The sequence below is a fragment of the Novosphingobium aerophilum genome (assembly GCF_014230305.1).
Classification (GTDB): Bacteria; Pseudomonadota; Alphaproteobacteria; order Sphingomonadales; family Sphingomonadaceae; genus Novosphingobium; species Novosphingobium aerophilum.
In genome coordinates, this window is sequence record NZ_JACLAU010000001.1 from 396,787 (window position 1) to 422,374 (window position 25,588).

The 25,588-nt window shown below is 68.4% G+C and carries 21 protein-coding genes and 1 pseudogene; 14 read left to right on the forward strand and 8 right to left on the reverse strand.

Features of this window, described 5'->3' with window-relative positions; genetic code table 11:
* Window positions 1-74: 74 nt before the first annotated feature.
* The gene (locus tag H7F49_RS19960) at window positions 75-398 is read left to right on the forward strand and encodes a DUF6968 family protein (protein WP_407940280.1); all 324 of its coding nucleotides are present in this window, start codon (window positions 75-77) and stop codon (window positions 396-398) included.
* 38 nt (window positions 399-436) lie between these two features.
* Window positions 437-1,203 (forward strand): annotated as a pseudogene (locus H7F49_RS01790) (IS5 family transposase).
* A gap of 155 nt (window positions 1,204-1,358) precedes the next feature.
* Here H7F49_RS01790 and H7F49_RS01795 read toward each other — a convergent pair.
* Window positions 1,359-2,006: a TetR/AcrR family transcriptional regulator gene (locus H7F49_RS01795; protein WP_185681831.1), complete on the reverse strand. Its 648-nt coding sequence runs from the start codon at window positions 2,004-2,006 to the stop codon at window positions 1,359-1,361.
* A 176-nt stretch (window positions 2,007-2,182) separates the two neighbouring features.
* Here H7F49_RS01795 and H7F49_RS01800 point away from each other — a divergent pair, with 176 nt between their 5' ends.
* Complete coding sequence (locus tag H7F49_RS01800) at window positions 2,183-3,532, forward strand: hypothetical protein (protein WP_185681832.1); 1,350 nt, start codon at window positions 2,183-2,185, stop codon at window positions 3,530-3,532.
* Entirely contained in the window at window positions 3,529-4,956 is a 1,428-nt protein-coding gene (locus tag H7F49_RS01805; protein WP_185681833.1) for an acyl-CoA reductase, read from the forward strand. Before H7F49_RS01800 ends, H7F49_RS01805 begins: the two co-directional genes overlap by 4 nt.
* On the opposite strand, the gene H7F49_RS01810 is transcribed toward H7F49_RS01805, so the two are convergent.
* The 3 genes from H7F49_RS01810 to H7F49_RS01820 all read right to left on the reverse strand — a co-directional run bounded on the left by H7F49_RS01810 (window position 4,910) and on the right by H7F49_RS01820 (window position 9,327).
* Window positions 4,910-7,450, reverse strand: coding sequence for a glycoside hydrolase family 3 protein (locus tag H7F49_RS01810; RefSeq protein ID WP_214647591.1), 2,541 nt, complete (start codon window positions 7,448-7,450; stop codon window positions 4,910-4,912). The genes H7F49_RS01805 and H7F49_RS01810 overlap by 47 nt on opposite strands.
* A gap of 180 nt (window positions 7,451-7,630) precedes the next feature.
* Window positions 7,631-8,473, reverse strand: a complete 843-nt coding sequence (locus H7F49_RS01815; RefSeq protein WP_185681834.1) for a TauD/TfdA dioxygenase family protein — start codon at window positions 8,471-8,473, stop codon at window positions 7,631-7,633.
* A 101-nt stretch (window positions 8,474-8,574) separates the two neighbouring features.
* A complete protein-coding gene (locus H7F49_RS01820; protein ID WP_185681835.1) occupies window positions 8,575-9,327 on the reverse strand; it encodes an SDR family NAD(P)-dependent oxidoreductase in 753 nt (250 codons plus the stop codon).
* 177 nt (window positions 9,328-9,504) lie between these two features.
* Between H7F49_RS01820 and H7F49_RS01825 the strand changes: the two genes are divergently transcribed.
* Window positions 9,505-11,112 carry an AMP-binding protein gene (locus tag H7F49_RS01825; protein WP_185681836.1) on the forward strand — a complete coding sequence of 536 codons (1,608 nt, stop codon included), beginning with the start codon at window positions 9,505-9,507 and terminating at the stop codon, window positions 11,110-11,112.
* On the opposite strand, the gene H7F49_RS01830 is transcribed toward H7F49_RS01825, so the two are convergent.
* The 4 genes from H7F49_RS01830 to H7F49_RS01845 are packed head-to-tail and all read right to left on the reverse strand — an operon-like array spanning window position 11,084 to window position 13,962.
* Window positions 11,084-11,635: a nuclear transport factor 2 family protein gene (locus H7F49_RS01830; protein ID WP_185681837.1), complete on the reverse strand. Its 552-nt coding sequence runs from the start codon at window positions 11,633-11,635 to the stop codon at window positions 11,084-11,086. The genes H7F49_RS01825 and H7F49_RS01830 overlap by 29 nt on opposite strands.
* The gene (locus tag H7F49_RS01835) at window positions 11,632-12,165 is read right to left on the reverse strand and encodes a nuclear transport factor 2 family protein (protein ID WP_185681838.1); all 534 of its coding nucleotides are present in this window, start codon (window positions 12,163-12,165) and stop codon (window positions 11,632-11,634) included. Before H7F49_RS01835 ends, H7F49_RS01830 begins: the two co-directional genes overlap by 4 nt.
* Window positions 12,158-13,090, reverse strand: a complete 933-nt coding sequence (locus H7F49_RS01840; protein ID WP_185681839.1) for an SDR family NAD(P)-dependent oxidoreductase — start codon at window positions 13,088-13,090, stop codon at window positions 12,158-12,160. Before H7F49_RS01840 ends, H7F49_RS01835 begins: the two co-directional genes overlap by 8 nt.
* Window positions 13,087-13,962, reverse strand: a complete 876-nt coding sequence (locus H7F49_RS01845) for an SDR family NAD(P)-dependent oxidoreductase (RefSeq protein ID WP_185681840.1) — start codon at window positions 13,960-13,962, stop codon at window positions 13,087-13,089. Before H7F49_RS01845 ends, H7F49_RS01840 begins: the two co-directional genes overlap by 4 nt.
* A 122-nt stretch (window positions 13,963-14,084) precedes the next feature.
* Between H7F49_RS01845 and H7F49_RS01850 the strand changes: the two genes are divergently transcribed.
* The 9 genes from H7F49_RS01850 (at window position 14,085) to H7F49_RS01890 (ending at window position 25,528) form a co-directional block, all read left to right on the forward strand.
* Window positions 14,085-14,864, forward strand: a complete 780-nt coding sequence (locus H7F49_RS01850) for an SDR family NAD(P)-dependent oxidoreductase (protein WP_185681841.1) — start codon at window positions 14,085-14,087, stop codon at window positions 14,862-14,864.
* A complete protein-coding gene (locus H7F49_RS01855) occupies window positions 14,861-15,352 on the forward strand; it encodes a nuclear transport factor 2 family protein (protein WP_185681842.1) in 492 nt (163 codons plus the stop codon). The genes H7F49_RS01850 and H7F49_RS01855 overlap by 4 nt, the downstream gene beginning before the upstream one ends.
* A 106-nt stretch (window positions 15,353-15,458) precedes the next feature.
* Complete coding sequence (locus H7F49_RS01860; protein WP_185681843.1) at window positions 15,459-17,282, forward strand: flavin-containing monooxygenase; 1,824 nt, start codon at window positions 15,459-15,461, stop codon at window positions 17,280-17,282.
* A 29-nt stretch (window positions 17,283-17,311) separates the two neighbouring features.
* Window positions 17,312-18,727, forward strand: a complete 1,416-nt coding sequence (locus tag H7F49_RS01865) for an aromatic ring-hydroxylating oxygenase subunit alpha (protein WP_185681844.1) — start codon at window positions 17,312-17,314, stop codon at window positions 18,725-18,727.
* Window positions 18,728-18,878: 151 nt separating this feature from the next.
* Entirely contained in the window at window positions 18,879-20,666 is a 1,788-nt protein-coding gene (locus tag H7F49_RS01870) for a thiamine pyrophosphate-binding protein (protein WP_185681845.1), read from the forward strand.
* A 47-nt stretch (window positions 20,667-20,713) separates the two neighbouring features.
* Window positions 20,714-22,123 (forward strand): aldehyde dehydrogenase family protein, encoded by a 1,410-nt coding sequence (locus H7F49_RS01875; protein WP_185681846.1) that lies wholly within the window; start codon window positions 20,714-20,716, stop codon window positions 22,121-22,123.
* 12 nt (window positions 22,124-22,135) lie between these two features.
* Window positions 22,136-23,749 carry an SMP-30/gluconolactonase/LRE family protein gene (locus H7F49_RS01880; protein WP_185681847.1) on the forward strand — a complete coding sequence of 538 codons (1,614 nt, stop codon included), beginning with the start codon at window positions 22,136-22,138 and terminating at the stop codon, window positions 23,747-23,749.
* The gene (locus H7F49_RS01885) at window positions 23,749-24,066 is read left to right on the forward strand and encodes a Rieske (2Fe-2S) protein (RefSeq protein WP_185681848.1); all 318 of its coding nucleotides are present in this window, start codon (window positions 23,749-23,751) and stop codon (window positions 24,064-24,066) included. The genes H7F49_RS01880 and H7F49_RS01885 overlap by 1 nt, the downstream gene beginning before the upstream one ends.
* Window positions 24,067-24,100: 34 nt before the next feature.
* A complete protein-coding gene (locus H7F49_RS01890) occupies window positions 24,101-25,528 on the forward strand; it encodes an amidohydrolase family protein (RefSeq protein ID WP_328806447.1) in 1,428 nt (475 codons plus the stop codon).
* The last annotated feature ends 60 nt before the right edge of the window (window positions 25,529-25,588 follow it).

Consider the following 25,588-nt stretch of genomic DNA (forward strand, 5'->3'; position numbering starts at 1 on the left):
GCTAGGTCGTGAACTCATAAAAGTTGCCGCTCCGTTGGCCCTATGCCAGACCTGCCTGCGATAAGGGAAGGATGATGACCGAAACGCCATTTGTGGAACGCAGGTTTGAGCTTGATAGCGGAGAGTTGATGGTCTGCTTTTTCGCGCCATCAAAGGCACCTGGAGGCGAGTTCCAATGCCGTTATGTGATAGGGTGGCCTGAACGAGAGGTACGCCGGTATGCGTGTGGGCAGGATGGCCTCCAAGCACTCATGCTGGCCATGCGGACAGTCCATTCCGACCTGATCGAGAGCGATGCTTACAAGGCCGGGCGCCTTACGTGGTGTAATCAGGCCGATCTTGACCTTCCGCCCACTTGGGGCGTTGGGCCGTTGTATGACCCGCCCTCACAGCCATAAGCCTTTTCATCCTGATTAGATTCTGATTCAGGGTCGGCATGAGCCGATATGACCTGACCGACTTTGAGTGGCGCGTGATCGAGCCGCTATTGCCCAACAAACCCAGAGGTGTGCCCCGCGTCGATGACAGACGTGTACTGAACGGCATCTTCTGGGTGCTGCGATCCGGTGCGCCTTGGCGGGATTTGCCCGAGCGCTACGGTCCTCGCACCACGTGCTACAATCGCTTCGTGCGATGGCGGAAAGCTGGCGTGTGGGATCGGATGATGGACGCCATTGCCGCTGCCCACGACGGGGACATCCAGATGATCGACAGCACTTCTGTTCGCGCCCATCAACAGGCCGCGACAGCAAAAAGGGGGATCGAGATCATTGTCTCGGTCGTTCCAGAGGCGGGCTCACGACCAAAATCCACGCGGTCGTCGACGGGCAAGGTCTCCCGATCCGGCTAAGCCTGACCGCAGGGCAAAGCCATGACGGCCAAGCCGCTGACGATCTGCTTGACCATGTTAGTGCCGGAACAATCGTCTTGGCGGACAAGGCCTACGATGCCGATCGCATCCGCGCGTCACTCCGGGAAAAGGGTGCGTTCGCCAACATCCCACCCAAGGCCAACCGACGCTCAAAGCCGTACTTCAGCACGTGGTTATATCGCGAACGGAACCTGATCGAGCGCTTCTTCTCCAAACTGAAGCACTTCCGCCGGGTTGCAACCCGCTACGATAAGCTGGCCGAAAACTTCCTCGCCATGGTCCAACTGGCTTCAATGCGACTGTGGCTCCGTGTTTATGAGTCTACAGCCTAAAGCCATGGCGGTCAGCAGCAACCGTGCTTCGCCGATGGCCGGGCATCATCGCCTGCGCGATAGACCTTCAAAACACTGAGGGGTGCGATTCAGGCGAAACGATCGGCAAAACAGGCGGTTGACCCCGGCCTGCCGCGTGGCGGTGCCGGTCGCGCTCAGTGCTGCAATAGGCCGTGCAGGATGAGATCCACTGCGAAGCGGATCCGGCGATCGATGTCGCCGGGCGACGGGATTCGCCCGGCGACCAGCGGGCGAACCTGCCCGCCGACCACCAGGCTCATGAAGGCCGCCGCGGCCTGAGCCGCATCGACCGTCCGGATCCGGCCCTCGTCCATGGCCCGCTGCAACAGCCCGGCGACATAGGTCATGAAAGGCAGGGTGCTGAGTTCGAAGTGCCAGTCGGCGATCTGGGGGAAGCGAATCGACTCGGCCCTGAGGATGCGCTGCAGCCGCAGGGCCGCCGGCTGCAAGAAATGCTCGATCCGCAGGCGCCCGATCGCGACAAGACTGTCCTCCACGTCTCCGCTGTCCAGCCGGGTCAGGATCGCCACCGGGATAACGTCACGCGCAATCGCCCGCTGGACGGCAGCAAGGAACAGGGCCGACTTGTCCGCGAACCGGGCATAGACCGTGCGCTTGTTCATCCGCACGGCGGCGGCGATCGCGTCGATGCTGGTCCGCTCGAAGCCATGGGTGAGGAACAGGTCGAGCGCGCTTTCCAGCAGTTCCTCGATCCGGGCCTCGGCTTCGGCACGGCTGGGTCGTCCGGCGCGGGATAGGGTTTGGGGCCTGGTTTCGGGCATGGCGGTCCCTGGTATGAGAAGGTATAAAGGCACGATTTTGGTATCATTAAAATTTGGGCCGGTCAGCTTTCAAAAGCCATATATATCGATATCTTTGCGCCATGCTCGGACGAATCGTCCGCAATAATGGCACGGATCGTTTCAAAGATGTCCGGGCCGCCAGGCAGGAGTCGAGGATGGGGCAGGCAGTCGAGGCGCTGATCGGTCTGATGTCGGAAGGGCGCGGCTTCGCTCTCCCCTACGAGGCGGTGCGCGACCTGCAATTGGCCGCTCTCGACGAACGGCTGGCGGAACAGGCTCCCCAAATCCGGCTGGTCCGCCTGCGCGCCGAGGACGCGGGGATCGACCGGATCCGGGCGCTTGCCGACGTGGTGCCGCTGCTGCTGCCGCACACCGCCTACAAGAGCTATCCCGAGAATGTCCTGACCGGGGGCAGGTGGGCCGTGCTGACCCGCTGGCTCGCAACGGTCTCGGCCCAGCCGGTGGACGAAGTCGACCTTGCCGGGGTGGACAGCCTCGACGGATGGATCGCGGCCTGCGAGCGGGCCGGGCTCCCGGTGTCCTGCTCAAGCGGCACAACCGGCAAGGCGGCCATGCTGGTGGCCTCCCGGGCCGATCTGGACTTCGTCACCCGGGCCCAGGTTGCCGCCGTGGAATGGGGCTCGGCGATCCGGCGCGGCGATGGCCGGACCCCCGCCGGGCCGGCCGGGGTTATCGCGCGGACTCCGCGCAACACGGCCTCCGGCATGGGACTGGCGGCGGCATTCATGAATCCCGCGGCCCGCCGCTTCGATTCCGGCCTGCCTCCTGCCACGATCGGATCGCTGACCGCCATGGTCATGATGCGCCGGCGTATGGCCGAGGGTACCGCCTTGCCCAGCGAGGTCGCAGCCTTCGAACAGGAGTCCGCGGCCCGCGCAGCGGCCCTTGCGGCCGCCCAGACCGGCGCGGTGGACGACATCATCGCCAAGCGCGGGGAGCGTCTGTTCATCACCGGCATGTGGGGCGCCTTGCATCCGTTCGCGGAGGCCGTGCGCGCGCGCGGGCTCAGCGGAGCCGACTTCCATCCGGAGAACGCGATCTACCTGGGCGGCGGACTCAAGCGCGCTCTGCTGCCGGCCAACTATCGCGAGTTCGTCTTCGAGACCTTCAACCTCTCGCCCCGCTTCGTCTGCCAGATGTACAGCATGCAGGAGCTCAACAGTTCCATGCCGCGCTGCCCGGCTGGCCGCTATCACCTGCCGCCGTGGGTGGTCTGCCTGCCGCTCGACAAGTCCGGCGAGACCCTGCTGGAGCCGGGCCAGGCAGAGATCGCGTGCCGGGGGGCGTTCTTCGATCTCTCGCTCGAAGGGCGCTGGGGCGGGGTGATCTCGGGCGATCGCATCCACCTGACCATGGGGCCCTGTGCCTGTGGCCATGGCTCGCCCTCGATCCGCGACGATGTCGAGCGCTATGCCGACCTTGAGGGCGACGACAAGATCGCCTGCGCCGGGACTGTCGATGCCTATGTCCGGGGCCTGTCATGACGGCGCCGGACCCGCACCCCCCGGTCCAGGCGCCGTTCTTCGTGCGGGGCGAACTCATTCACGGGGAGGCGGCGGTTCACCGCTCGCGCGACCTCGGGATGGTGTTCGCGACCCCGGCCATTCCGTTCGACCGCATCGTCACGCCGCGCGGCGAGGTGCCGCCGCTGCTCAACGTCCCGACCACCGAGATCATCGACTTCCTGGTCGAAACCGGCCAGCGCCTTGCTGCACCCGGCAATCCCTTCGTCGAAGAGTGCTTCGCGCGGATGGCCGCGACCCATGTGCTGCCACGCGGGGTGATCGAGGCCGTCGCCAGGCACGCCGTGGCCTATCTGGACCGCGGCGTGCTCGAGGCGGAGCTGCGGGCCAGCTTTCCCGATCCGGCCGCGCTCGACGGCTGGATCGAGACCACCGATCCCAGCGGGAGGCGCGCGGAGGTCCGCGCCTTTGCTCCGCGCCTGCTCCACATCCTGCCCGGCAACTCGCCGGGCGTGGCCATCAAGTCGATCGCGCAGGGCGCGCTGGTCAAGGCCTGCAACCTGTTCAAGATGTCGTCGGCGGATCCCTTTTACACGGTGGCGATCCTGCGGACGATGGCGGCGATCGATCCCGGGCATCCCCTCGTGCGTTCGATGTCGGCGGTCTATTGGTCCGGGGGCGACACCCTCGTCGAAAGCGTGCTCTGCCGTCCGCAATACTTCGACCGGATCGTGGCCTGGGGCGGCGGCGAGACGATTGCCGGCCTCGCCCGCTATGCTGGCCCGGGGCTCCAGCTGGTGTCGTTCGATCCGAAGACATCGATCTCGATGGTCGGTCACGAGGCCCTGGCCACGGACGCCTTGCTCGCCGAAACCGCCGAGCGCGCCGCGGCCGACCTGATGATGCTCAACCAGGAGGCCTGCGCCGCCAGCCGCTTCCAGTTCGTCGAAGGGCCGGAGAACCAGGTCGACCGCTTCTGCGAGCATTTCCAGCGCGCGATCGCCCGCCGGGCCGTGGCGAGTGAGGATGTCCGGCCTCTGCCGCGCGACCTGCGCGAACAGATCGAGGCGCTGCGGCTGCTTGACGAGGACTATCGGGTCTGGGGGCGGCCCGATGGCACGGGCCTGGTGATCCGCTCGACCGAGCCGGTGGACTTCCATCCCAGCCACAAGATCGCCAACGTTGTCCGGGTCGACCGGCTCGAGGCGGCACTGGCCCATGTCAATGTCGCGACCCAGACGGTCGGCGTCGCGCCCGCCGAGCGCATGGCCGCGCTGCGCGACGGGCTTGCCGCGGCCGGTGCCCAGCGCGTCTGTCCGCTGGGCGAGGCGGGGCCTTCGACCAACGGCACGCCGTGGGACGGCATGTATCCGCTGCACCGCTTCGTGCTGTGGGTGGTCAACGAACGCGGCTGCGCGCCGGATCGATCCGCCCCGCCGGTCTGAGGTCGGAACCGGCCGACGAGCGACCGAACCAGACGGTGACCTCACCGGCCGGAATGACCCATTCGTGGCGGGCCTCGTCCCATACGCTGAGCGGGTGGTTCGTGGCGTTCGCATCGAGCGGGATCGCCACTTCGCCGGACTCGCCCGGGTCGAGTTCGATCCGGCGGAAACCGACCAGCCGACGCGGCGGCTGCCGGGCGCCATGGCTGGCGGCCGAGGCGGGCAGGGTGACATAGACCTGCGCGACCTCGGCACCGCGGCGCCGGCCGGTGTTGGTCACCCGCGCGGTGATCTGCCAGGTGCCCGGCCCGGTCGCCGCGATCCGGGCCGGACTCATCGCGAAACTGGTGTAGGACAGCCCGTGCCCGAACGGGAACGCCACGCAGGGGTTGCGCCCCGCGCGTTCGGGACAGACCCCGGCGGGATCGAGGTCGTACCAGCGATAGCCGATGGCGAGGCGCTCGGCATAGGTCACCGTCTGGCGATTGCCTTCACCCGCGGGCACGCCGGGGAACTGCGCCGCGCTGGCATGATCGAGGAAGCTGCGACCGGCGACGGGGAACGTCACGGGCAGGCGACCCGACGGGTTGACTTTGCCGAACAGGACGTCGGCGACGATGTTTCCGTCTTCCTGCCCGGGCAACCAGGCCTCGACGATCGCCGGACCGCGCGGCCCGATCAGCGCGGCAGGGAGCGCGGCGCTGGCATTGTCCTTCAGCACCAGCGTGGTCTTCGTCGCCATCGCCCGGCCGCTGAGCGAGCGTGTCCGCAGCAGGCGTTCGAGCAGGGCCGACGTGCCGCTGTGCTTCGCCGCATTGTCGCCTTCGCGGGTGGCGATCAGGTTGGAACGGCGGGCATACCAGTCCAGGCTGAGACCGGCGGCGGCGGGCTCGGCCAGCGCCTTGCCCGTGGCATCGGCGAAGGTGGCGCGATCGGCGCCTTCCTCGGCCACGGTCCCGGCCATCACCACCACCGCATCGGCTCCCGCCGCCAGGGCCAGGGCCTCGTCCAGGCTGGCCGCCCGACCGTCGATCGTCGCGCCGGTGTTGGCATCGTCGACCAGCACCAGTTGCACTGTTCCGCCCGCGCCCAGGGCCGCCCGCAGACCCTCCACGGGACTGACGGTGTACTGCGGCACCACGTCCGAACTCCCCCCACCCGATCCCATCGGCTCGCCGAGCACGACCCCTCCGGCCACCGCCTGCTGGGCATAGACCTGGCTCGCCTTGCCGATCAGCACCAGCGAGCGGAGCTTGCCGGACAGCGGCAGGACGCCATTGTTCTGCAGCAGCACGGCGGCCCGTCCGCCGATCTCGCGCGCCTTGCGGCCGCCGGCGGCATAATCGATCGGGCGCAGCGCCAGCTTGCGATCGAAGATTCCGGCCTTGAAGGCCTGGACATAGCGCCGCTCCAGCGCCTGATCGATCATCGCCTCGGTGATGTCCCCGGCGGCCAGCGCGGTCTTGAGCTTGGCCGGAGCCCATTGCATCGGCATCGGCATCTCGTGGTCCAGCCCGTTCCGCAGCGGCGCGACGGTGCTCTTCTGAGCAAAGAAGTCGGTCTGGACATAGCCGCCGAAGCCCCAGTCCTTGCGCAGCACGTCGGTCAGCAGCTCCCGGTTCTCGCAGGAGGACTGTCCATTGACGAAGTTGTAGGCGCACATCACCGCAGCCACCTTGCCGTCCTTCACCGCCATCTCGAACGGCAGCAGGTAAAGCTCGCGCAGGGTCTGGCGATCCACCGTGGTCTGGATCGTCATCCGGTTGGTTTCCTGCTCGTTGGCCGCGAAATGCTTGGCCATGGCGATCAGCCCGCGCGACTGGATCGCCCGGATCTCGGCCACGGCCATCGTTCCGCTCAGGAAAGGGTCCTCGCCGAAGTATTCGAAGTTGCGGCCCAGGATCGGCAGCCGCGCCAGATTGAGGCCCGGCGCTTCGAACACGTGCAGGCCCAGATCGTGCATCTCGGTGGCGATCACCTCGCCGTAGAGCCCCGCGACGGCCGGATCGAACGAGGCGGCGGCGGCAAGGGCCGAGGGCAGGGCCGTCGCCTTGGCCGAGCTGGGATGGGTATAGGCCTTGCCGTTGACGCCGAACGGGTTGCTCGGACCGGCGGCGAGTTCGGCCGAGACGCAGTCGTTCTGCCCCAGGCCCACCGGCCCGTTGGTGATGCGGAAGGTTGGGATATCGAGCGCGGCGATGCCGCTGACATGCCGCCCGCCGAAGCATTGCGGAAGTTCGGGCAGGATCTCGGGACGCGCCCCGGTCAACTGCTGGAGCTTCTGGTCCAGGGTCATCGCCCCGATCAGCAGTCGCGCCCGCTGCCGGGCCACGGTTTCGCGAACCTCGTCCGTGGGGGCCGCCTGCTGGGCGGTCACGACACTGTCCGCCATCCACGGATTGGCCGGGGGGGCATCGGCCCGCACGGCAGGCGATCCGATCGACAGCGCCACAAGCGACGCGCCAAAGGTCAGGTAACGGCTGGCTGCGGACATCTGCTCACTCCCGAATCATCTTTCCAGGAAGTGGTAAGTCAATCCAACCAGACTGGCCATACCGCCCGTTAGAACTGGTTGGCCAGATTTCCTCGTCGTGCCGGTTCTGTCCGTGCCCCCTTGGCCTGGCCAAGGCGATCTGCTCGGCGCGCCGGGCGGTCGCTTGCGCGGACGGCCCGGTCAATGGTCCTCCCAGGCCTCGGTGCCGTCGAGAATGGTCCGATGCATCATCCGGCCGGAATAGGGATCATAGGGGGTGGCGCGGTGCAGCGAGGTGCGGTTGTCCCACATCACCGTGTCGCCGATCTTCCAGTGGTGCCGGTAGCTGTAGGGCTCGGACGTGGCGAACTCGCGCAGGCCGTGAAGGATGCGGTAGCTTTCCTTGGGGTCCTTGCCGACCACGTAATGGGCCGTGTTGCCCAGCACCATCGATTTGCGGCCCGAGCGATGGCGGCATACCAGCGGCAGTTCGGCCTCGCCTTTCGATTGCCAGTCCTCGATCTGCGCCATGGTCGGCTCCGGCGTGTGGTAGAACTGCGATCGCCACAGCGAATGGACCACGCGGAGTCCCGCGATGCTGTCCTTCGTCTCCTGCGGCAGGTCCTCATAGGCCGTCGCGGTGTTGGCGAAGTCGGTGTCGCCGCCCGCGGGCGCGAGGACCTTGGCGGTGAGCATCGAAGCGCGGATCGGAATGGCGTTCATCGTTCCGTCGATGTGCCAGTAAAGCGAGCCTTTCAGATATTCGGCAACCTTGGCGTTGACCGATTCGTCGAGGCTGACCTTGAACACCTCGCTCCCGGTGATCTCCCGGGCATTTCCGCCCAGGCTGTTGGTGAAGGCGATCTGCTCGGGGTCGGTGAAATCGATTTCGGGAAAGACCAGCACGCCGCGCTGTTCCAGCAGGGCCAGCAGATCGCCGGTGAGTTGCCCGCCCAGCAGCTCGTCCTTGCTGTTCAGGACGCGGGCGCCGATCTTAGGCTTGATCTCTTCATACCGCAGGCGGCACTCGGGTCTCGTGGCCATGTCTGCTCTCCTTTGCGCCAGGGCTCCGGGTCAACACCCGCGCGGCGGCGAACCGGGGGCGGGCCTGTCGCTGATCGCGGCCCTGCCCCGCGTGGCGGGCCTCAGTGCGAGCCCATATAGCGTCCGCCGTTGGTCGAGATGACCTGGCCGGTGATGTAGCTCGCTTCCTCGGAGGCAAGGTAGGCGGCGGCGGCGGCGATGTCCTCGGGCTGGCCGATCCGCTTCATCGGCAAGGTGGCCGCAAAGGCATCGGCATCGATCGGCGCGGCGCGCAGCATCGGCGTATCGATAAAGCCGGGCGGAATCATGTTGAAGGTCACGCCGGTCGGCGCGAATTCGAGCGCGAGCGCCTTGGTCATGCCGACCAGGCCGCCTTTGGACGAGACATAGTGCCCCTGGGCCGGTGAACCGGTCTGGACCGATGAGGAGGTGATATTGATCACCCGGCCCCAGCCGGCCGCGAGCATGTCGGGCAGGCATTGCCGGGTGACCAGCCAGGGCCCGCGCAAGTTGATGCGGATGACCCGGTCAAACAGGTCGTCATCGGTGTCGAGAAATGGGGTGAACGGGGCGATCCCGGCATTGTTGACGAGGATCGCGATGGCCCCCAGCTCGGCCCGCGTGCGGTCGGCGGCGGCCTGGATGGCCGCCTTGTCCGAGCAGTCGGCCGCGATGGCCAGCGCGGTCCCGCCCTGGGCGCGGATCAGCGCGGCGGTTTCCTCTGCGCCCGCGGCATTGATGTCCCAGATCGCGATCCGCGCGGTGTCCTCTGCCAGGCGCAATGCGATAGCCCGGCCGATCCCCGAGCCCGCGCCGGTGACGACAGCGACGCGGCCATTGAGTGAGCGTGTCATGCAATTTCCTTTCGCGGCCGGAACAGGCCGATGGCGGCGGGCAAAGTCAAGGCGGGGTCCCGTGGCATCACCGCGGCGATGAGGCGATCGGACCGGTGCGGGATCGTCGCGGCGATAACTGGCCGGCGAGGGTGACGCCGGGGCAGATCCTGCGGCAGAGGACGGGCCATGGAGGCAATGCGCAGAACCCTGCCGGGCGGCTGGTCGGTCCGCCGCGACGACGCCCTGGCCGAACGGGCCTATGCCCAGGGCTGGTGGGCGCGCGAAACGCTGGGCGAGGCGCTGCGCCGGGCCGCCGCTGCCGATCCGGAACGGGTGCTGCTCGTCGATGGCGATGTCCGCGTGACCGCCGCGGGACTGCTGGCCGAAGCGGAACGTCTCGCCCGCGTGCTGGCCCTGCACCACCCCGTGGGGAGCGTGATCAGCTTCATGTTGCCCAACTGGCACGAGGCGGCGACGGTCTACCTGGCCGCGACCCTGGCCGGACTGGTCGCCAATCCGGTGCTGCCCTCGCTGCGCGACCATGACCTGCGCTTCATCCTGGCCGACGCGCGCAGCCGGCTTGTGGTGATTCCGGGTACCTTCCGCGGCCACGACTATGCCGCCATGCTGGCGCGGGTCTGCGCAGACCTGCCCGACGCCCCCGAGGTGGTCGTGGTGCGCGGCACCGCGCAGCCGGGCCAGAGCGGCTGGGAGCAGGTCATCGCCCGCGACGGCGCCGAGGCCTTGCCCGCAGTCGATGCCGATGCCGTGCGGATGGTGATGTACACCAGCGGGACCACGGGCCGGCCCAAGGGCGTGCTCCACACCCACAACACCATCGGCGCGCTGATCCGCCAGATCGGACGCCACTGGCTGGTCGAACCGGGCGACCGGTTTCTGGTGCCATCGCCGGTCAGCCACATCGGCGGATCGATCTACGCCTTCGAGATGCCCGTGATGCTCGGCACCACCGCCGTGCTGATGGACGGCTGGGACCCGGCGCTTGCGGTCGAGCTGATGGAGCGCGAGGGCGTGACCCACATGGCCGGCGCGACGCCGTTCCTGCAGGGGCTGTTATCCGCCGCGCGCGCGGCCGGGACCCGGCTCGATCGGCTGAAGGTGTTCATCTGCGGCGGGGCCTCGGTCCCGCCGGCGCTGGTGCGCGAGGCCGCCGGCTGGTTTGCCGGGGCCCGCGTCAGCCGGGTCTACGGTTCGACCGAGGTGCCGGTGACCACGGTCGGCGCGCTGGGCGCGGACGATGCCGACAGCGCCGCCACAACCGACGGCCGGCCGGGGATCGCCGCTGTGCGGATCGCGCCCGATGGCGAGATCCTGGCCCAGGGTCCGCAAATGATGGCCGGCTATGCCCATGCCGAGGACGAGGCGGCGGCCTTCGACACCGAGGGATTCTACCGCACCGGCGACCAGGGTGAGCTGCGCGCCGATGGCTGCCTGGTGGTGACCGGGCGGATCAAGGACCTGATCATCCGCAACGGCGAGAACATCGCCCCCAAGGAGATCGAGGACCTGCTGGCCGACCATCCCGCCATCGCCGAGATCGCGATCGTAGGCCTGCCCCATCCGCGCACCGGCGAGCGGGCGGTCGCGGTGATCGTGCCGCGGGCGGGTGCGACCCCCGACGTGGCGGCACTGGCCGAGCATCTCGCCGCGCGCGGGGTGGCGAAGTTCAAGTATCCGGAAGCCGTGGAGCTGTGGGACGGCCTGCCGCGCAACGATGCGGGCAAGGTGCTCAAGACCGCGATCCGGGATCGGCTCAAGGCCGCTGGTGCGGTCTCCGGTTGACCAGCGGTCGGGCATAGCCGGGATCGCTGCGGTCGCGTGCCGCGATCCCGTTCAGAGCGGCATCCGCGATCTCGCCGAAGGGCAGGGGAAGGGAGGGCTGCAGGCAGTTCCATTCGATCAGGTTGATGCGCAGGGCGATGCGCCAGCCATCGGCGCCACGCTCGAGCCGGTCGATGTAGCGCCCGCCAGCCTGCATGACCGTTTCGCCTCCGTCCGCCGTGAAGGGGTGGTTGCGGGCGATGAACTGGTAATAGGTCTCGCTGTGCGCTTCATCGCCCACGATCTCCACCGAATGGTTCAGCAGGAGGTGCTGGGTCATCGGCTGAGCCGCCTCGTGCATCGGCACCGCCCAGTCCCAGCAATCGGCCGGCGAGCCAACGAAGGGTCCAGCGGCGATCTCGGCGTGGGGGTGAAAGGCGGACAGGAACAGGTCGCGGTCGAACCGGTCCATGCCGCGGCAGAACCGCGTCAGGCAGTCGAGGATCTCCTGCCGGTCGGCAAGCCACGCCAGCCGGTCGCTCATGCCTCGCCCCGGAAGAACCGCTCGCTCCAGTCGCCATGGGCGCGCCCGGCAAAGTGCGGCGCGCTGAAGGGCATGCCCATCAGGCCCCCGCTCCAGTCGACCGCCGCGCCCCAGTCCTGCGACCAGTCATAGAGCATCGTTCGCGCGGCAATGCGCCAGTCGCCGTCGCGCCGCTCGAACCGGTCGAGATAGCGGCCACCCATGCAGGTATCGTGCTCGTCGCCGCCGCCATAATCGACGCGGTGGTAGGAAATCACCTGGGTCTCGACCCGCGCCGTGTCGCCCGCCAGTTCGATGTGGCTCTGGCCCAGGACGTGCTGGGTGTTGGTGATGGCCTCGGCGCCGGGCACCACCCAGGCGAGGTATTCGGCGAAAGTGCCGCGGAACACGCCGAAGTCGGTGGTCGAATCGGGCCAGTAGGCGGATTCGATCAGGGCGGCATCGCGGCGATCCTCGCCGCGCGCCAGCCGGACCAGGGCGGCGCGGATCGCGTCGCGATCGAGCAGCGCGGCCAGACGGGGGTCAGCCATGGGGCACGGCCCTTTCGCGATGGGCCCATTCGAAGCTCCGGCCGAGATGATCGGCCATGCCCGAGGGGTAGGGCGGGAAGGTCCAGCGCTCGCCCTCGGGGTCGCGGATCGCGGCAAAGTCCGCCGCGACCTCCTCGATCGTCCAGTCGGGGCGGAACACCCCCTTGGTCTCGGTGGTGAAGGCCCGCGCCATCCGGCCGGCGGCGGCGATGAAATGCTCGCCCGAAACCGTGCAATCCTCGTGCGCCAGCCAGGCCACCATCGGGGCGACCAGTTCGGGCTCCATCGGCGGATAGGCGCTGGTGTCTAGCCCATCGGCCATGCGGGTGACCGCAGCCGGGATGATCGTGTTGGAGCGGATTCCGTGGGCCCCGCCTTCCAGCGCGGTGACGTTGTTGAGCCCCAGCAGGCCGGCCTTGGACATGCCGTAGTTGACCGTGGTCTGGCTGCCGTAGAGCCCGCTGCACGACGAGGTCAGGACAACCCGGCCGTACGCCTGGGCAACCATGTGCGGGAAGGCGGCGCGGACCAGATAGAAGCCGCCCTTCAGATGAACCTCCAGCACCGCGTCGAGATCGGCGTCGGAGAGGTCGGCGATGGGGCCGTAACGGACGTTGCCGGCATTGTGGATCACGATGTCGATCCGTCCCCAGGCGGTGATCGCGGCCTGGATCATCGCCGCCGCGCCGGAGGCGAGGGCCACGCTGTCGGTCGAGGCGATCGCCTGGCCCCCGGCGGCGATGATCTCGTCCACCACCTCCTGCGCCGGATTGGCCACGATCGCGTCCCCGCGGGTTGCGCTGCCGTTGTCGTTGACCACCACCTTGCAGCCCCGCGCCGCCAGCAGCAGGGCATAGGCCCGGCCCAATCCCCGGCCGGCGCCGGTGATCACGGCCACCCGGCCATCGAAACGCAGTTCGCTCATTGCCCGCTCACTCCTTGCACCGGCATCCACAGCGGAGCCCCGCGCTGGTCGCGCATCGATTCCACCCAGGTGCCATCATCATCGGTCACGCCATAGTCGCGCGCGATCTCGGCGGTGATGAACTCGCCGCCGGAACGCGCCATGATCGCCGGGTCGCAGGCCATGGCCGCGATCACCCGTCCCGGATGCTCGACCGAGCTGCCCTTCTGCCCGGTGATCGAGCGGGTCATCTTGTCCGGAACCTTCGCCAGATTCTCTCGCGCGCGCTCGGTCAGGGTCAGGCCCTGCCACAGCGTCACCGCGGCGACCCCATGGGGCATCAGTTCGACCGCCATGTCGCGGGTCATTCGCCCGACCGCGGTCTTCGACGTGCCGAACAGGACGCCGTAGGTGTAGGTCACCGCCGCATAGCCCGAAATCGCCACGATCAGCCCGCTGCCCTGCGGCACCATGATCCGCGCCGCGTGCCAGGCGGCGACGAAGTTCGAGGTTACCCCGACATCGATCATGGCCAGGTTCGATAGCGGCTTTTCCCAGAACCCCTTGGGTTCGAGCAGGTCATCCGGGATCACGAAGGCATTGTTGACCAGGATGTCGAGCCGGCCCTGTTCCGCCTCGACCCTGGCGAACAGCGCGGCGACATCGGCCGCGCTGGCGTGGTCGCAGCGCACCGCGATGCCCCGTCCACCGCGCCGCGTGCATTCGGCCGCCGTCTCGCCGACCGTGCCGGGCAGGGCATGATCCCCGGCGCTGACCGTGCGCCCGGTGACATAGACGGTCGCACCCTCGGCAGCGAGCGCCAGCGCGATGCCCTTGCCGATCCCGCGGCTCGCTCCGGTCACAACAGCAACCTTGCCCTGCAGCTTGCCCATCGTTCACCGCTCCTCAACCCGCACTGAGGGCTAAGCAGCGGGGCGCAGCGGGTCAAACCGCTCCGGCGATGAGTCCGGGTCCCTCGCTTGACAGGGGCCCGCCAAACCGATGGCATGGGGCCATGCAAACCGCCATCATCACCGGCGCGGGCAGCGGCATCGGCCTCGGCACCGCAAGACAGCTTCACGCCATGGGCATGGCCATCGTCGGCGTGGGGCGCGACCCTGCCAAGCTGGCTGCGCTGGAGCAGGCGATCGCCGATCCCGCGCGGGTCGCCACCCTGGCAGTCGACGTCACCGACCGGGACGCCCCGACGCGCATCGTGCAACTGGCGCTCGAGCGGTTCGGGCGGATCGACTTTCTGATCAACAATGCCGGGGCCGGCAGCCCCAAGCCGCTCGACGAGACCGACGATGCCATGCTCGACGGCTTTCTCGATCTGATGCTGAAAGCGCCCTTCCGGCTGGCGCGCGAGGTGATCCCCCATCTCGCGCCCGGTTCGGGCATCGTCAACGTCACCTCGACCTTCGCGATGATCGGCGGGCGGCGCGGCGGCGCCTATTCGGCGGCCAAGGGCGGGCTCAAGTCGCTGACCGAACACATGGCCTGCGAATATGGCCCGCGGGGCATCCGCTCCAACTGCGTGGCCCCCGGCGTGACCATGACCGACATGGTGCGGCATCGCTTCGCCGACGAGACCTTCAAGCGCAACAATGTCGAGACCACCCCTTATCCGCGCCTGGCCGAGGTGGACGATGTCGCCAGCACGATCGCGTTCCTCTGTTCACCCGGGGCGGAGCTGATCAACGGCCAGTCGATCGTGGTCGACGGAGGGTGGACCCGGACCAAGTATCTGAGCCCGCGAGCCCTGACCTCGCGCTGGGTGGAGGACGAGCAATGACCGATCTTATCGCTGCCGATTTCGGCATTCGCCAGCTGCACGCCCGTTTTGTCGACGCGGTCTGGCGGCAGGATGCCGAACAGTTCGCCGCCTGCTGGACCCGCGAGGGGCTGTGGAAGATCGCCGGGATGGAGGTGCGCGGGCGCGCGTCTCTGGTCGAGGCCTGCGAGAAGCTGCTGGGCCGCTGTCGCCGCATCCATCTGCTGGTCGGCCCGGCGCAGCTGCACGCCGAGGACGGTGACGTGCTCGGGCGGCTCAACATCACCGAATTCGCCACGATGCACGATGGCAGCACCGCGATGACCATCGGCTGGTACCATGACCGCTATGCCGAGGAAGACGGGCTGTGGCGCTTCGCCTCGCGCCACTGGAGCTTTAAGTACCGCGGCGCGCCGGACCTGACCGGGGCCTGGATCGATACGCCCGACTACGGCGCCTTCCCCGCCTTCCCGGCAGCGGACGAGCCGACCTTCGTGCGCAAGGCCTGATATCGCCCCGGCGCTATACGCCGACCCGGCGGCCACGCGTGATTGACGTTAATCAACAGTACTGTTGATAACGAGCCGGGACATAAAGACGAGAGGGATGCCTGCCATGACCTGCCAGCCGACCACGGTGCCGTCGCCCGATACGTTCGACATTCCGGCGCTGCGGGAAAAGTACCGGATCGAGAAGGACCGGCGGATGCGCCGCGAGGGCCAGGCCCAGTACGTCCGCCTGGGGCAGGGCGACACCGGCGACCTTGCGCTCGATCCCTATGCCCCCGTCGCCCCGCGCGCTGCGCTGGACGAGGAGTTGGACGTGCTGGTGCTCGGCGCCGGCTGGGGCGGCATCAAGGCCAGCTACCACCTGACCAAGCTGGGCGTCACCAGCATCCGCAACGTCGACACCGCGGGCGATTTCGGCGGGGTATGGTACTGGAACAAGTATCCTGGCGTGCAGTGCGACAACGATGCCTACTGCTATTTGCCGCTGCTGGAGGAAATGGGCTTCCTGCCCTCGAAGAAGTTCGCCGACGGCAACGAGATCCAGGCCTATGCCCGATCGATCGCCGAGCGCTTTGGCTTTGCCGACAAGGCCCTGCTGCACACCCAGGTGACCAGCTTCCGCTGGGACGAGGGCCTGCGCCGCTGGATCGTCACCACCAACCGCGGCGATACCCTGCGGCCGCGCTTCGTGGTGGTCGCGCCGGGCGTGCTCAACATGCCCAAGCTGCCCGCGATCAAGGGGATCGACCAGTTCAGGGGCAAGCTGTTCCACACCTCGCGCTGGGACTATGGCTACACCGGGGGCAGCCCCGACAATGCCACGCTGGACCGGCTGGCCGACAAGCGCGTGGCGATCGTCGGCACCGGCGCAACCGCGATCCAGGCCGTGCCGCACCTCGCGCGCCATGCCAAGCATCTCTATGTGATCCAGCGCACGCCCTCGACCGTGGACGAACGGCCCAACCCGCCGACCGATCCCGAATGGGCCGCCGCGCTCCAACCCGGCTGGCAGGCCCGGCGCATCGCCAACTTCCATCGCGGTGCCCAGGAGGTCTACCAGTTCGGCGAGGAAGACCTGATCTGCGACATCTGGACCGAGATCAACCGCAACCTCGCCGCACAGATCGCCGCCGGGGGAAGGGAGATCCCGCTCGAGGAATACTTCGCCCGGCGCGAGATCATGGACTTCCAGGTGATGGAGCGCCTGCGCGCCCGCTGCGACGAGCTGGTCAAGGACCCGCAGACGGCGGCGGCGCTGAAGCCGTGGTACCACCACCTGTGCAAGCGCCCGCTGTCCAGCAACGACTATTACCCGACCTTCAACCGCGACAATGTCACGCTGGTCGACGTGTCCGACACCCAGGGCATCCAGGAACTGACCGAGACCGGCTTCATCGCCAACGGTCAGGAACACCCGGTCGACTGCGTGATCTTCGCCAGCGGGTTCGAGGTGACCTCGGACCTCAACCGGCGCTGGGGCATCCCGCAGTTCGAAGGGGCAGAGGGGCGTTCCATCTACGATCACTGGCGCGACGGGCCGCTGACCTTCCACGGGATCACCACCCACGGTTTCCCGAACATGGCCTTCATCGGCTACATCCAGGGCGGGATCAACTCGTCGGTGACCGAGCACTTCGGCCGCCAGGGCGCCCATGCCGCCTGGATCTTCGCCGAATGCCTGAAGCGCGGGATCAGCCGGGTGGAGCCCTCGCAGGCGGCGATGGACGCCTACGTGCGGACCTACAACGAGATCAAGCCCGACGTCTCGGCCCTGCAGCAGCGTTGCCCGCCGGGCTATTTCAACAACGAGGGCGAAGCCAACCCCAAGTGGGCGCTGTTCCCCGGCTGGGGCTATGGCTGGGACAACTTCGAGGCCATGCTCGCCGAATGGCGCGACAAGGGCGACATGGAAGGAATGGTCCTGGCCTGACCGGCCGGACCCTGCGGGAGCGCAAGACCATGAACGATCGCAGCAGCACTGCCGGCCGGCCGCTCGGCGCGGCGGACCTCGCGGCGGAAGTGGCCGCCACTTACGGGACCGAGGCCTTCCTGTCGGCGGACTATGCCCGGGCCGAGAAGGACCGGCTGTGGCCGCGCGTGTGGCAGATGGCCGGGCGCCTGGAAGACATCCCCGAAGTCGGCGATTTCCTGACCTACGACATCTGCGACGATTCGATCATCATCGTCCGCACCGGGCCCGACACGATCAAGGCGTTCCACAATGTCTGTTCGCACCGCGGCCGGCAGCTGATCGACACCCCGGCGACCAGCAACGGGGTGCGCGGCAAGGCGCGCAACTTCATCTGCGCCTTCCATGGCTGGACCTACGATCTGGACGGGCAGTGCACCTACATCCTCGACAAGGACGACTGGCACGGCGCGCTCGATTCGACCTGCACCTCGCTTTCGCCGGTGCGGGTCGATACCTGGGGCGGGTTTATCTATGTCGACATGCGCGCGGAAGGCGAAAGCCTGGAGGAGTTCCTGGGTGACGCCGGGCGCATCCTCAAGCACTTCGAGCTCGACAAGATGCGCTACAAGTGGCGCCAGTGGGTGATCTACCCGGCCAACTGGAAGACCTCGATCGAGGCCTTCATGGAGCCCTATCACACCACCACGACTCACAATCAGCTGACTGCCTACGCCGAGTTCTATGCCTATTCGAAGGCGTACGGGCTGCACTCGGTGTCCGGCTTCGACCAGCGCAAGCAGGCCGAAACGACGGTGCAGGGCGGGTCGGTCAGCCGCGCCGGCAAGGGGGCCGACCCCCGTGTCTCGACTTACGAGCTGGCGCGCGAGAACTACACCACGATCAATTACTCGGCCTCGACCGATACGCTCATCGCCGCCGCGGCGCGGCTGAAGGACGAGCTGCCCGAGACCGCGACCGTGGCCGAAGTGATGGCGCACTGGATGAAGAGCGCCAAGGCCGACGACGCTGCCCGCGGCGTGATCTGGCCCGAGATCCCGCCCGAGGTGATGGCCGAGGCGGGTCTGGCCTGGACCCTGTTTCCCAACCAGAACATCCTCCAGGGCGTCACCTTTGCGCTGTGCTATCGCGCGCGTCCCTATGGCAACGATCCGGACAAGTGCATCTTCGAGGCCTATGCGCTGGAGCGCTATCCCGAGGGCGAGGAACCGCAGACCGAATGGGTCTATGCCGAACCCACCGAGGAGAACTGGGGCCTGGTGCTGGCACAGGACTTCGCCAACATGCGTTGGGTCCACAAGGGGATGAAGTCACGCGGGTTCCGCGGCGCGCTGCCCAATCCGCATCAGGAACAGAAGATCATCAACATGCACCGCAACCTGGCCGAATTCATGGGCCGGGGCGCGCCGGTGATCCTGCCTGACGCGCCCGACGCCGCCGGTTGAACCGGCGCGCGGCGGGCGCGGTCCATCCCTCCGGCGATGATATGCGGAGCCCCCGCGATATCCGTTGCCGGTTTGGTGGATCGACGGCAATCGACGCAACTTGCGGGTACCCGCAAGAGACCGAGACAGACAGCAAAGACAGGGCCAGCCGATGAGCTACGACGATCCCAAGCCGGTAACCGCAACCAGCGAACTGAAGCTCGCGGCCGGTGGCGTGCCCGTCTACAAGCGCATTCTCGACCTGTTCGAGGCCGAGGGCATCCGCACCCTGTTCGGCATCCCCGATCCGAACTTCGTCCATCTCTGCCTGGAGGCCGAACAGCGCGGTTGGACCGTTGTCTCGCCCCACCACGAGGCCGCCGCCGGGTTCATGGCCGAAGCGGCGAGCCGCATCACCGGCAAGCCGGCGCTGTGCTTCGGCACGCTCGGGCCGGGCCTCGCCAACATGATGCCGGCGATCCAGTGCTGCAAGGTGGAGAACTCGCCGGTGATCTTCCTCGGCGGCCAGCGCGCCCGCGTGACCGAGCGGCGCGTCCGCCGCGGCCGCATCCAGTTCGTCCGCCAGGAGCCGATGATCGAGGATTCGGTCAAGTATTCGGGCGCGATCGAATATGCTGACCAGACCGACGAGGTGATCCGCGAAGCGATCCGCATCGCCATGTCGGGCACCCCCGGGCCGACCTATGTGGAATATCCCAGCCACGTCATCTTGGAAGAGCTCGACGCGCCGCCGGTCCTGCCGCCGCACCGCTACCGCCTGACCAACCAGGGCGCCGATGGTGACCGCATCGCCGAGGCCGCCGAGCTGATCCTCAAGGCCAAGAACCCGATCCTGCTGGTCGGCCATGCCGTGCACACCACCAAGTCGGGCGACGCGGTGCGCGAACTGGCGCTCAAGATGAACTGCCCGGTGATCCAGACCTCGGGCGGGACCAGCTATATCAAGGGGATCGAGGACCGGACCTTCCAGTACGTGTTCTCCGATGCCTCGATCGAGGCGGTCGAGGCCTCGGACTGCGTGGTTGCCCTGGCGACCGAACTGGGGGAGCCGGTGCACTTCGGCCGGTGGCGCCACTGGTATGCCGGTGAGGCGAACCGCAAGTGGATCTACGTCCAGCAGGACCCGACCGCGATCGGCGTGAACCGCCCGATCGACGTGCCGCTGGTGGGCGACGTGCGCGCCGTGGTGCCGCAGCTGACCCGCGCCCTGGGCGAAGGCCGTCCCGCTGGCGAGGATCTCGCCAAGTTCATGCGCGACGGCCAGGCCGAGCTCGACCAGCTCGCGGTGGAATCGCTGAGCAAGAGCGACGGGCGCGGCAACGTGCCGATCCACACCTCGCGCTTCATTGTCGAGACGACCAAGGCCTTCCCCAAGGACGGCATCATGATCCGCGATGGCGGCGCCTCGGTCGTGTTCGGCTGGACCTACAACCAGTGCAAGCCGAACGACGTGATCTGGAACCAGAATTACGGGCACATCGGCACCGGGCTGCCCTATGCCACGGGCGCCATGCTGGCCGACCAGGCCGAGACCGGGAAGGTCCGTCCGGGCATGCTGGTCACCTCGGACAGCTCGTTCCTGTTCCACATTGCCGAGCTGGAAGTGGCGGTGCGGCGCAATCTGCCGCTGGTCTGCGTGGTCGCGGTCGACTTCCAGTGGGGCCTCGAGGTCGGGGTCTACAAGCGCACCTTCGGCCAGGGCACGGCCGAAACCGGGACGCACTGGAGCGACAAGGTCCGCTTTGACAAGATCGCCGAGGGGCTTGGCGCCTATGGCGAATATGTCACCACCGCGGACGAGATCGCCCCGGCTATCGCGCGGGCCTATGCCCAAGGCGGTCCGGCCGTGATCCACGTCGCGATCGACCCGAAGGCGAATTCGGAAGAAATGCCCAAGTATGACCGGTTCCGCACCTGGTATGCGGAGGGCACGCAGTAACCCTGCAACCGGCTTGCAACGACACAACAAGACCACGGGAGAGCACCATGCGCCACTACACCCAGTTCTACATCGACGGGGCATGGGTCGATCCGGTCACACCGCAGACCGCCGAGGTGATCAACCCGGCGACCGAGGCGGTCTCCGGAACGATCGCGCTGGGCTCGCCTGCGGATGTCGATCTGGCCGTGGCAGCCGCGCGCCGGGCCTTCGCCGGCTGGTCGGTCTCGACCGTGGCCGAACGGCTTGACCTGCTGCGCACGATCCAGGGGGTCTATACCCGGCGGATGCAGGAGCTGGGCGAGGCCGTGACCGAGGAGATGGGCGCGCCGATCGCGCTGGGCACCGGCTTCCATGTCGGGCTCGGCGCCGGGCACCTGCAGACCGCGATCGAGGTGCTGGAATCCTTCCGCTTCGAGGAGCAGCGCGGTCCGACCCTGCTGCGGCGCGAACCGATCGGGGTCTGCGGCCTGATCACCCCGTGGAACTGGCCGCTCAACCAGGTCACGGTGAAGGTGTTCCCGGCGCTGGCCACCGGCTGCACCAGCGTGCTCAAGCCGCCGCAACTGGCGCCCTATTCCGCGCAGATCCTGGCGGAGATCCTCCACGAGGCGGGGGTTCCGGCGGGGGTCTTCAACATGGTCCAGGGCCAGGGCAGCGTGATCGGCGCGGCCCTGTCGCGCCATCCCGACGTGGACATGATCAGCTTCACCGGGTCCGAGCCGGTCGGCGTCCAGATCAGCAAGGACGCGGCCGATACGGTCAAGCGGGTCGGGCTGGAGCTGGGCGGCAAGAGCGCCTGGATCGTGCTCGACGACGAGGACCTGGCCGCCAACGTGGCTGCGGCCACGGGCGGGATGATGGTCAATGCCGGGCAGACCTGCTCGGCCGGGTCGCGCCTGCTGGTGCCCCAGGCCCGCATGGCCGAGGCCCTGGCCGCCGCGCGCGATGCCGCCAACGGCGTCGCGGTGGGCGATCCGCTGGGCGAGGTCGGCATGGGGCCGGTGGTCTCGAAGGGCCAGTGGAACGTGGTCCAGGACTATATCCGCAAGGGGATCGAGGAAGGTGCCGAGCTGATCGCCGGCGGACCGGGCCGGCCCGAAGGGCTCGACAAGGGGTTCTACTGCAAGCCCACCGTGTTCAAGGCCAGCAACGACATGGTCATCGCGCGCGAGGAGATCTTCGGGCCGGTGCTGGTGATCATCGGCTATGACGACACCGACCACGCGGTGGAGATCGCCAACGACAGCCCGTTCGGCCTGGGCGGCTATGTCAGCGGGCGTGACCGCGAGGCGGCCATAGCCCTGGCCCGGCGCATGCGCACCGGGGCAATCTGGGTGAACGGCGGGTTCGATTTCCATGCCCCGTTCGGCGGGTACAAGCGGTCGGGCAACGGGCGCGAGTGGGGCGAGCACGGCTTCCACGAATACCTCGAGGTCAAGTCGATCATCGGCTGAGGAGGAAAGGTCATGCTGCCGAGCCGCTACGCTGCCCCCGCCGCGACCGTCACCGCCGAAGGCTGGACGCTGACCCGGCTGTCCCCGCCGAGCCGCCTCCACGGCGCCAACGGGATCACCACCGGGCCGGACGGCCGCATCTGGGTGGCCCAGGTCCCGGCCAGCCAGGTCAGCGCGATCAATCCCGACACCGGCGCGATCGAGGTGATCAGCCCGATGGGCGGCGACATCGTCGCCCCTGACGATCTGGTCTTCGACGATCGTGGCAACCTCTATCTCACCGAAATCACCCTGGGCCGGGTCGCGATGCGTTCGCCCGACGGGACGGTGCGCGTCCTGCGCGATGATATTCCGGTGGCCAATCCGATCACCTGGCACCAGGGCCGCCTGTTCGCCGGGGAATGCCGCATCGGCGCGCGCCTGCTCGAGCTCGATCCGGCCGGCGGGGGTGAGCCGCGGGTGATCCTGGACGGCGTGCCGATGGCCAATGCCTTCCAGGTCGGCCCCGACGGCAAGCTCTATGTCCCGGTGATGGGCGCCAACGAGATCTGGCGGGTCGATCTGGCCACGGGCGCCCATGAGGTGGTCGCCGGAGGACTGGGCGTGCCCGACAGCGTCAAGTTCGACCGTCAGGGCCGCATCGTCTCGACCCAGGTTGCCAGCGGCGAAGTGCTGCGCATCGATCCGCAGACCGGCACGCGCGAAGTGCTGGCATCGCTGGGGCCCGGGCTCGACAACGTGACCTTCGTCGGTGACCGCCTGTTCGTCTCGAGCATCAACGGTTCGGTCACCGAGATCCTCGAGCCGGGCAAGGTCAGGCCGCTGGTCGATCGCGGGCTGCAATGGCCGCTCGGGCTGGCGGCCGACGGGAATGGCGCGGTGTTCGTCTGCGATGGCGTATTCGGTTATGGGCTGAACCGCGAGGCCCATGGCCCGGACGCGCTGCAACTGATCGGCATGGCCTTCTGGCCGGGCTCACCCGGCTATCTGCGCGGCGTGGCCGCCGATCAGGCCGCGGGCGACTGGCTGGTCACCACCGGGCTGGGCGCGGTGGCGCGCTATCGCCCGGCGGCGGCCGAGAGCGAGATCCTGGCCAGTGGCTACGATCAGCTCATCGGCATAGCCCGGAGCGATTCCGGGGCCATCGCCTTCGCCGAATATGGCGCAGGGCGGGTCCATCTGCTCGAAGCGGGCGAGGCGCGCTGCCTGGCCAAGGGGCTTGGCCGGCCGATGGGCCTGGCCATCGCCGGCAGCGAGGTGCTGGTGGCCGAGGCCGGGGCCGGGCGGGTGGTCCGGATCGACGCCACCGGGCGGGTCGAAACCGTGGCGGAAGGGCTGGGCCAGCCGGAAGGCCTGTGCCTGCGCCAGGGCCAGGTCTGGGTGGTCGATACCCTGGGCAAACGGGTCCTCGCGATCGATCCGGCCAGGGGGACGGTCAGCGAAATCGCCAGCGGCCTGCCGGTCGGTGCCCCGCCGGGCGTGGTGCCGCGCTTCCTCGGTCCGATCGGCGACATGGCCGGGCCGATGATGAACTTCGCCGACATCGCCTGCCATCCCGACGGCACCCTGCTGGTCGGCGGCGACGCCGAGGGCAGCGTTCTGGCCTTGACCCCAGCGGCCGGCTGATGGCCGACTTCGTGCCGGTGGCACCCTTCGCGGCGCTGGAGGACAATGCCGCGCGCGTGGTGACCGTGGCGGGCATCGCGGTCCTGCTGTGCCGCAGCGGGGACGACTGCTTCGCGATCGAGAACCTGTGCACCCATGCCGAGCAGCCGCTGGACTGCGGGCGCATTCGCAACGGCTGGATCGCCTGCCCGGCGCATGGCGCGCGCTTCGACCTGGCCACCGGGGAGCCCTGGGGCCCGCCCGCCACGGTCGCCCTGCGGACCTACCCGGTCCGCATCACCGACGGGATGGTGGAAGTGGCGGTCGACCTCCCCTAAGCTCGCCCCCATCGTTCCCACCAGGCCGGGCCCCGTGACTGCCGACACCGCCCCATCCGCACCGTCCCGCCTGGTCATCCGCCGGGCCGAGCTGGCCGACGGCAGCGTACAGGACGTGCTGGTGGAGCAGGGCGTGATCCGCGCCATCGGCCCCGCGCTCGCGGTGGCCGACGCGGTCGAGATCGCGGCGGCAGGGGGGCGGCTGCTGCCGGGTCTGGCCGATCATCACCTGCATCTGGCGGCAACCACGGTCGGCCGGCAATCGGTCCCCTGCGGGCCGCCCGAGGTCGATGGGCCCGAGGCGCTGGCGCGGGCCCTCGCCGCAGCCCCCGGCAGCGGGTGGATTCGCGGCATCGGCTATCACGAGAGCGTCGCCGGACTGCCGACCTGCACCATGCTGGACGAGATCGTGGCCGACCGGCCCCTGCGCATCCAGCACCGGTCCGGGCGCATGTGGTTCTTCAACTCGGCCGGGCTCGATCGCTTGCTGTCCTGCGGCGAGCCCCTGCCGGACGGGCTCGAGCACAGCGGCGGGGTCTGGACCGGACGCCTGTTCGATGCCGATGCCTGGTTGCGCCGGGCTCTCGTCGGGACCATGCCGGACTTCACCGAGACCAGCGCCACCCTGGCCCGCTGGGGGGTGACCGCCCTCACCGACATGTCGGTGGCGAACGGCCTGGCCGAAGCGCGGCATTTCCGCGCGCAAAAGGACAGCGGGGCGCTGCGGCAGAAGATCGTGCTGGCGGGCTCGCTCGAACTGGCCGGGATGACCCCGCAGCACGCGCTGGCGCGCGGCGCGTTCAAGCTGCATCTGCACGAGGCGCACCTGCCCGACTGGAGTGAGACCCTGGCCCGGATGGGCGCGGCGCGGCAGCAGGATCGCGGCACGGCGATCCATTGCGTGACCGAGGCCGAACTGGCCTTTGCCATCGGCCTGCTGGCGGAACTGGGGCCGGTTCCGGGGGACCGGATCGAACATGGCTCGGTCGTTTCGGACGGGCTGCGCGATGCCCTGGCCGGGCTGGCGGTGCCGGTGGTGGTCCAGCCGGCTTTCGTCACGGCGCGGGGCGACCGGTATCTGGCCGACATTCCGGCGGAAGAATGGCCCTGGCTCTACCGGCTGGCCGGACTGCAGCAGGCGGGGCTGGTGCTCGCCGGGGGCAGCGATGCCCCCTATGGCCCGCTCGATCCCTGGGAGGCGATGCGCGCCGCGGTCGAGCGGCGGACAGCCTCGGGCGCGCCGTTCGGCCCGGCCGAGGCGCTCAGCCCGGAGGCCGCGCTGGCGCTCTACCTGGCCGATCCGCTCGACCTGCGCCGCACGCGCCGGGTGGCCCCGGGCGAACCGGGCGACCTGTGCCTGCTCGACCGGCCCTGGCGCGAGGCCCGCACCAGCCTGGACGCCGGGCTGGTGCGGCTGACGCTGATCGACGGGCGGATCGTGTTCGACCGGGACCGTGATTGAGCGCGGTTGGGATCGCCCGAGCGTTCTTTTGACGCGATCGGCCCGCGCGGCCGGGCGCTT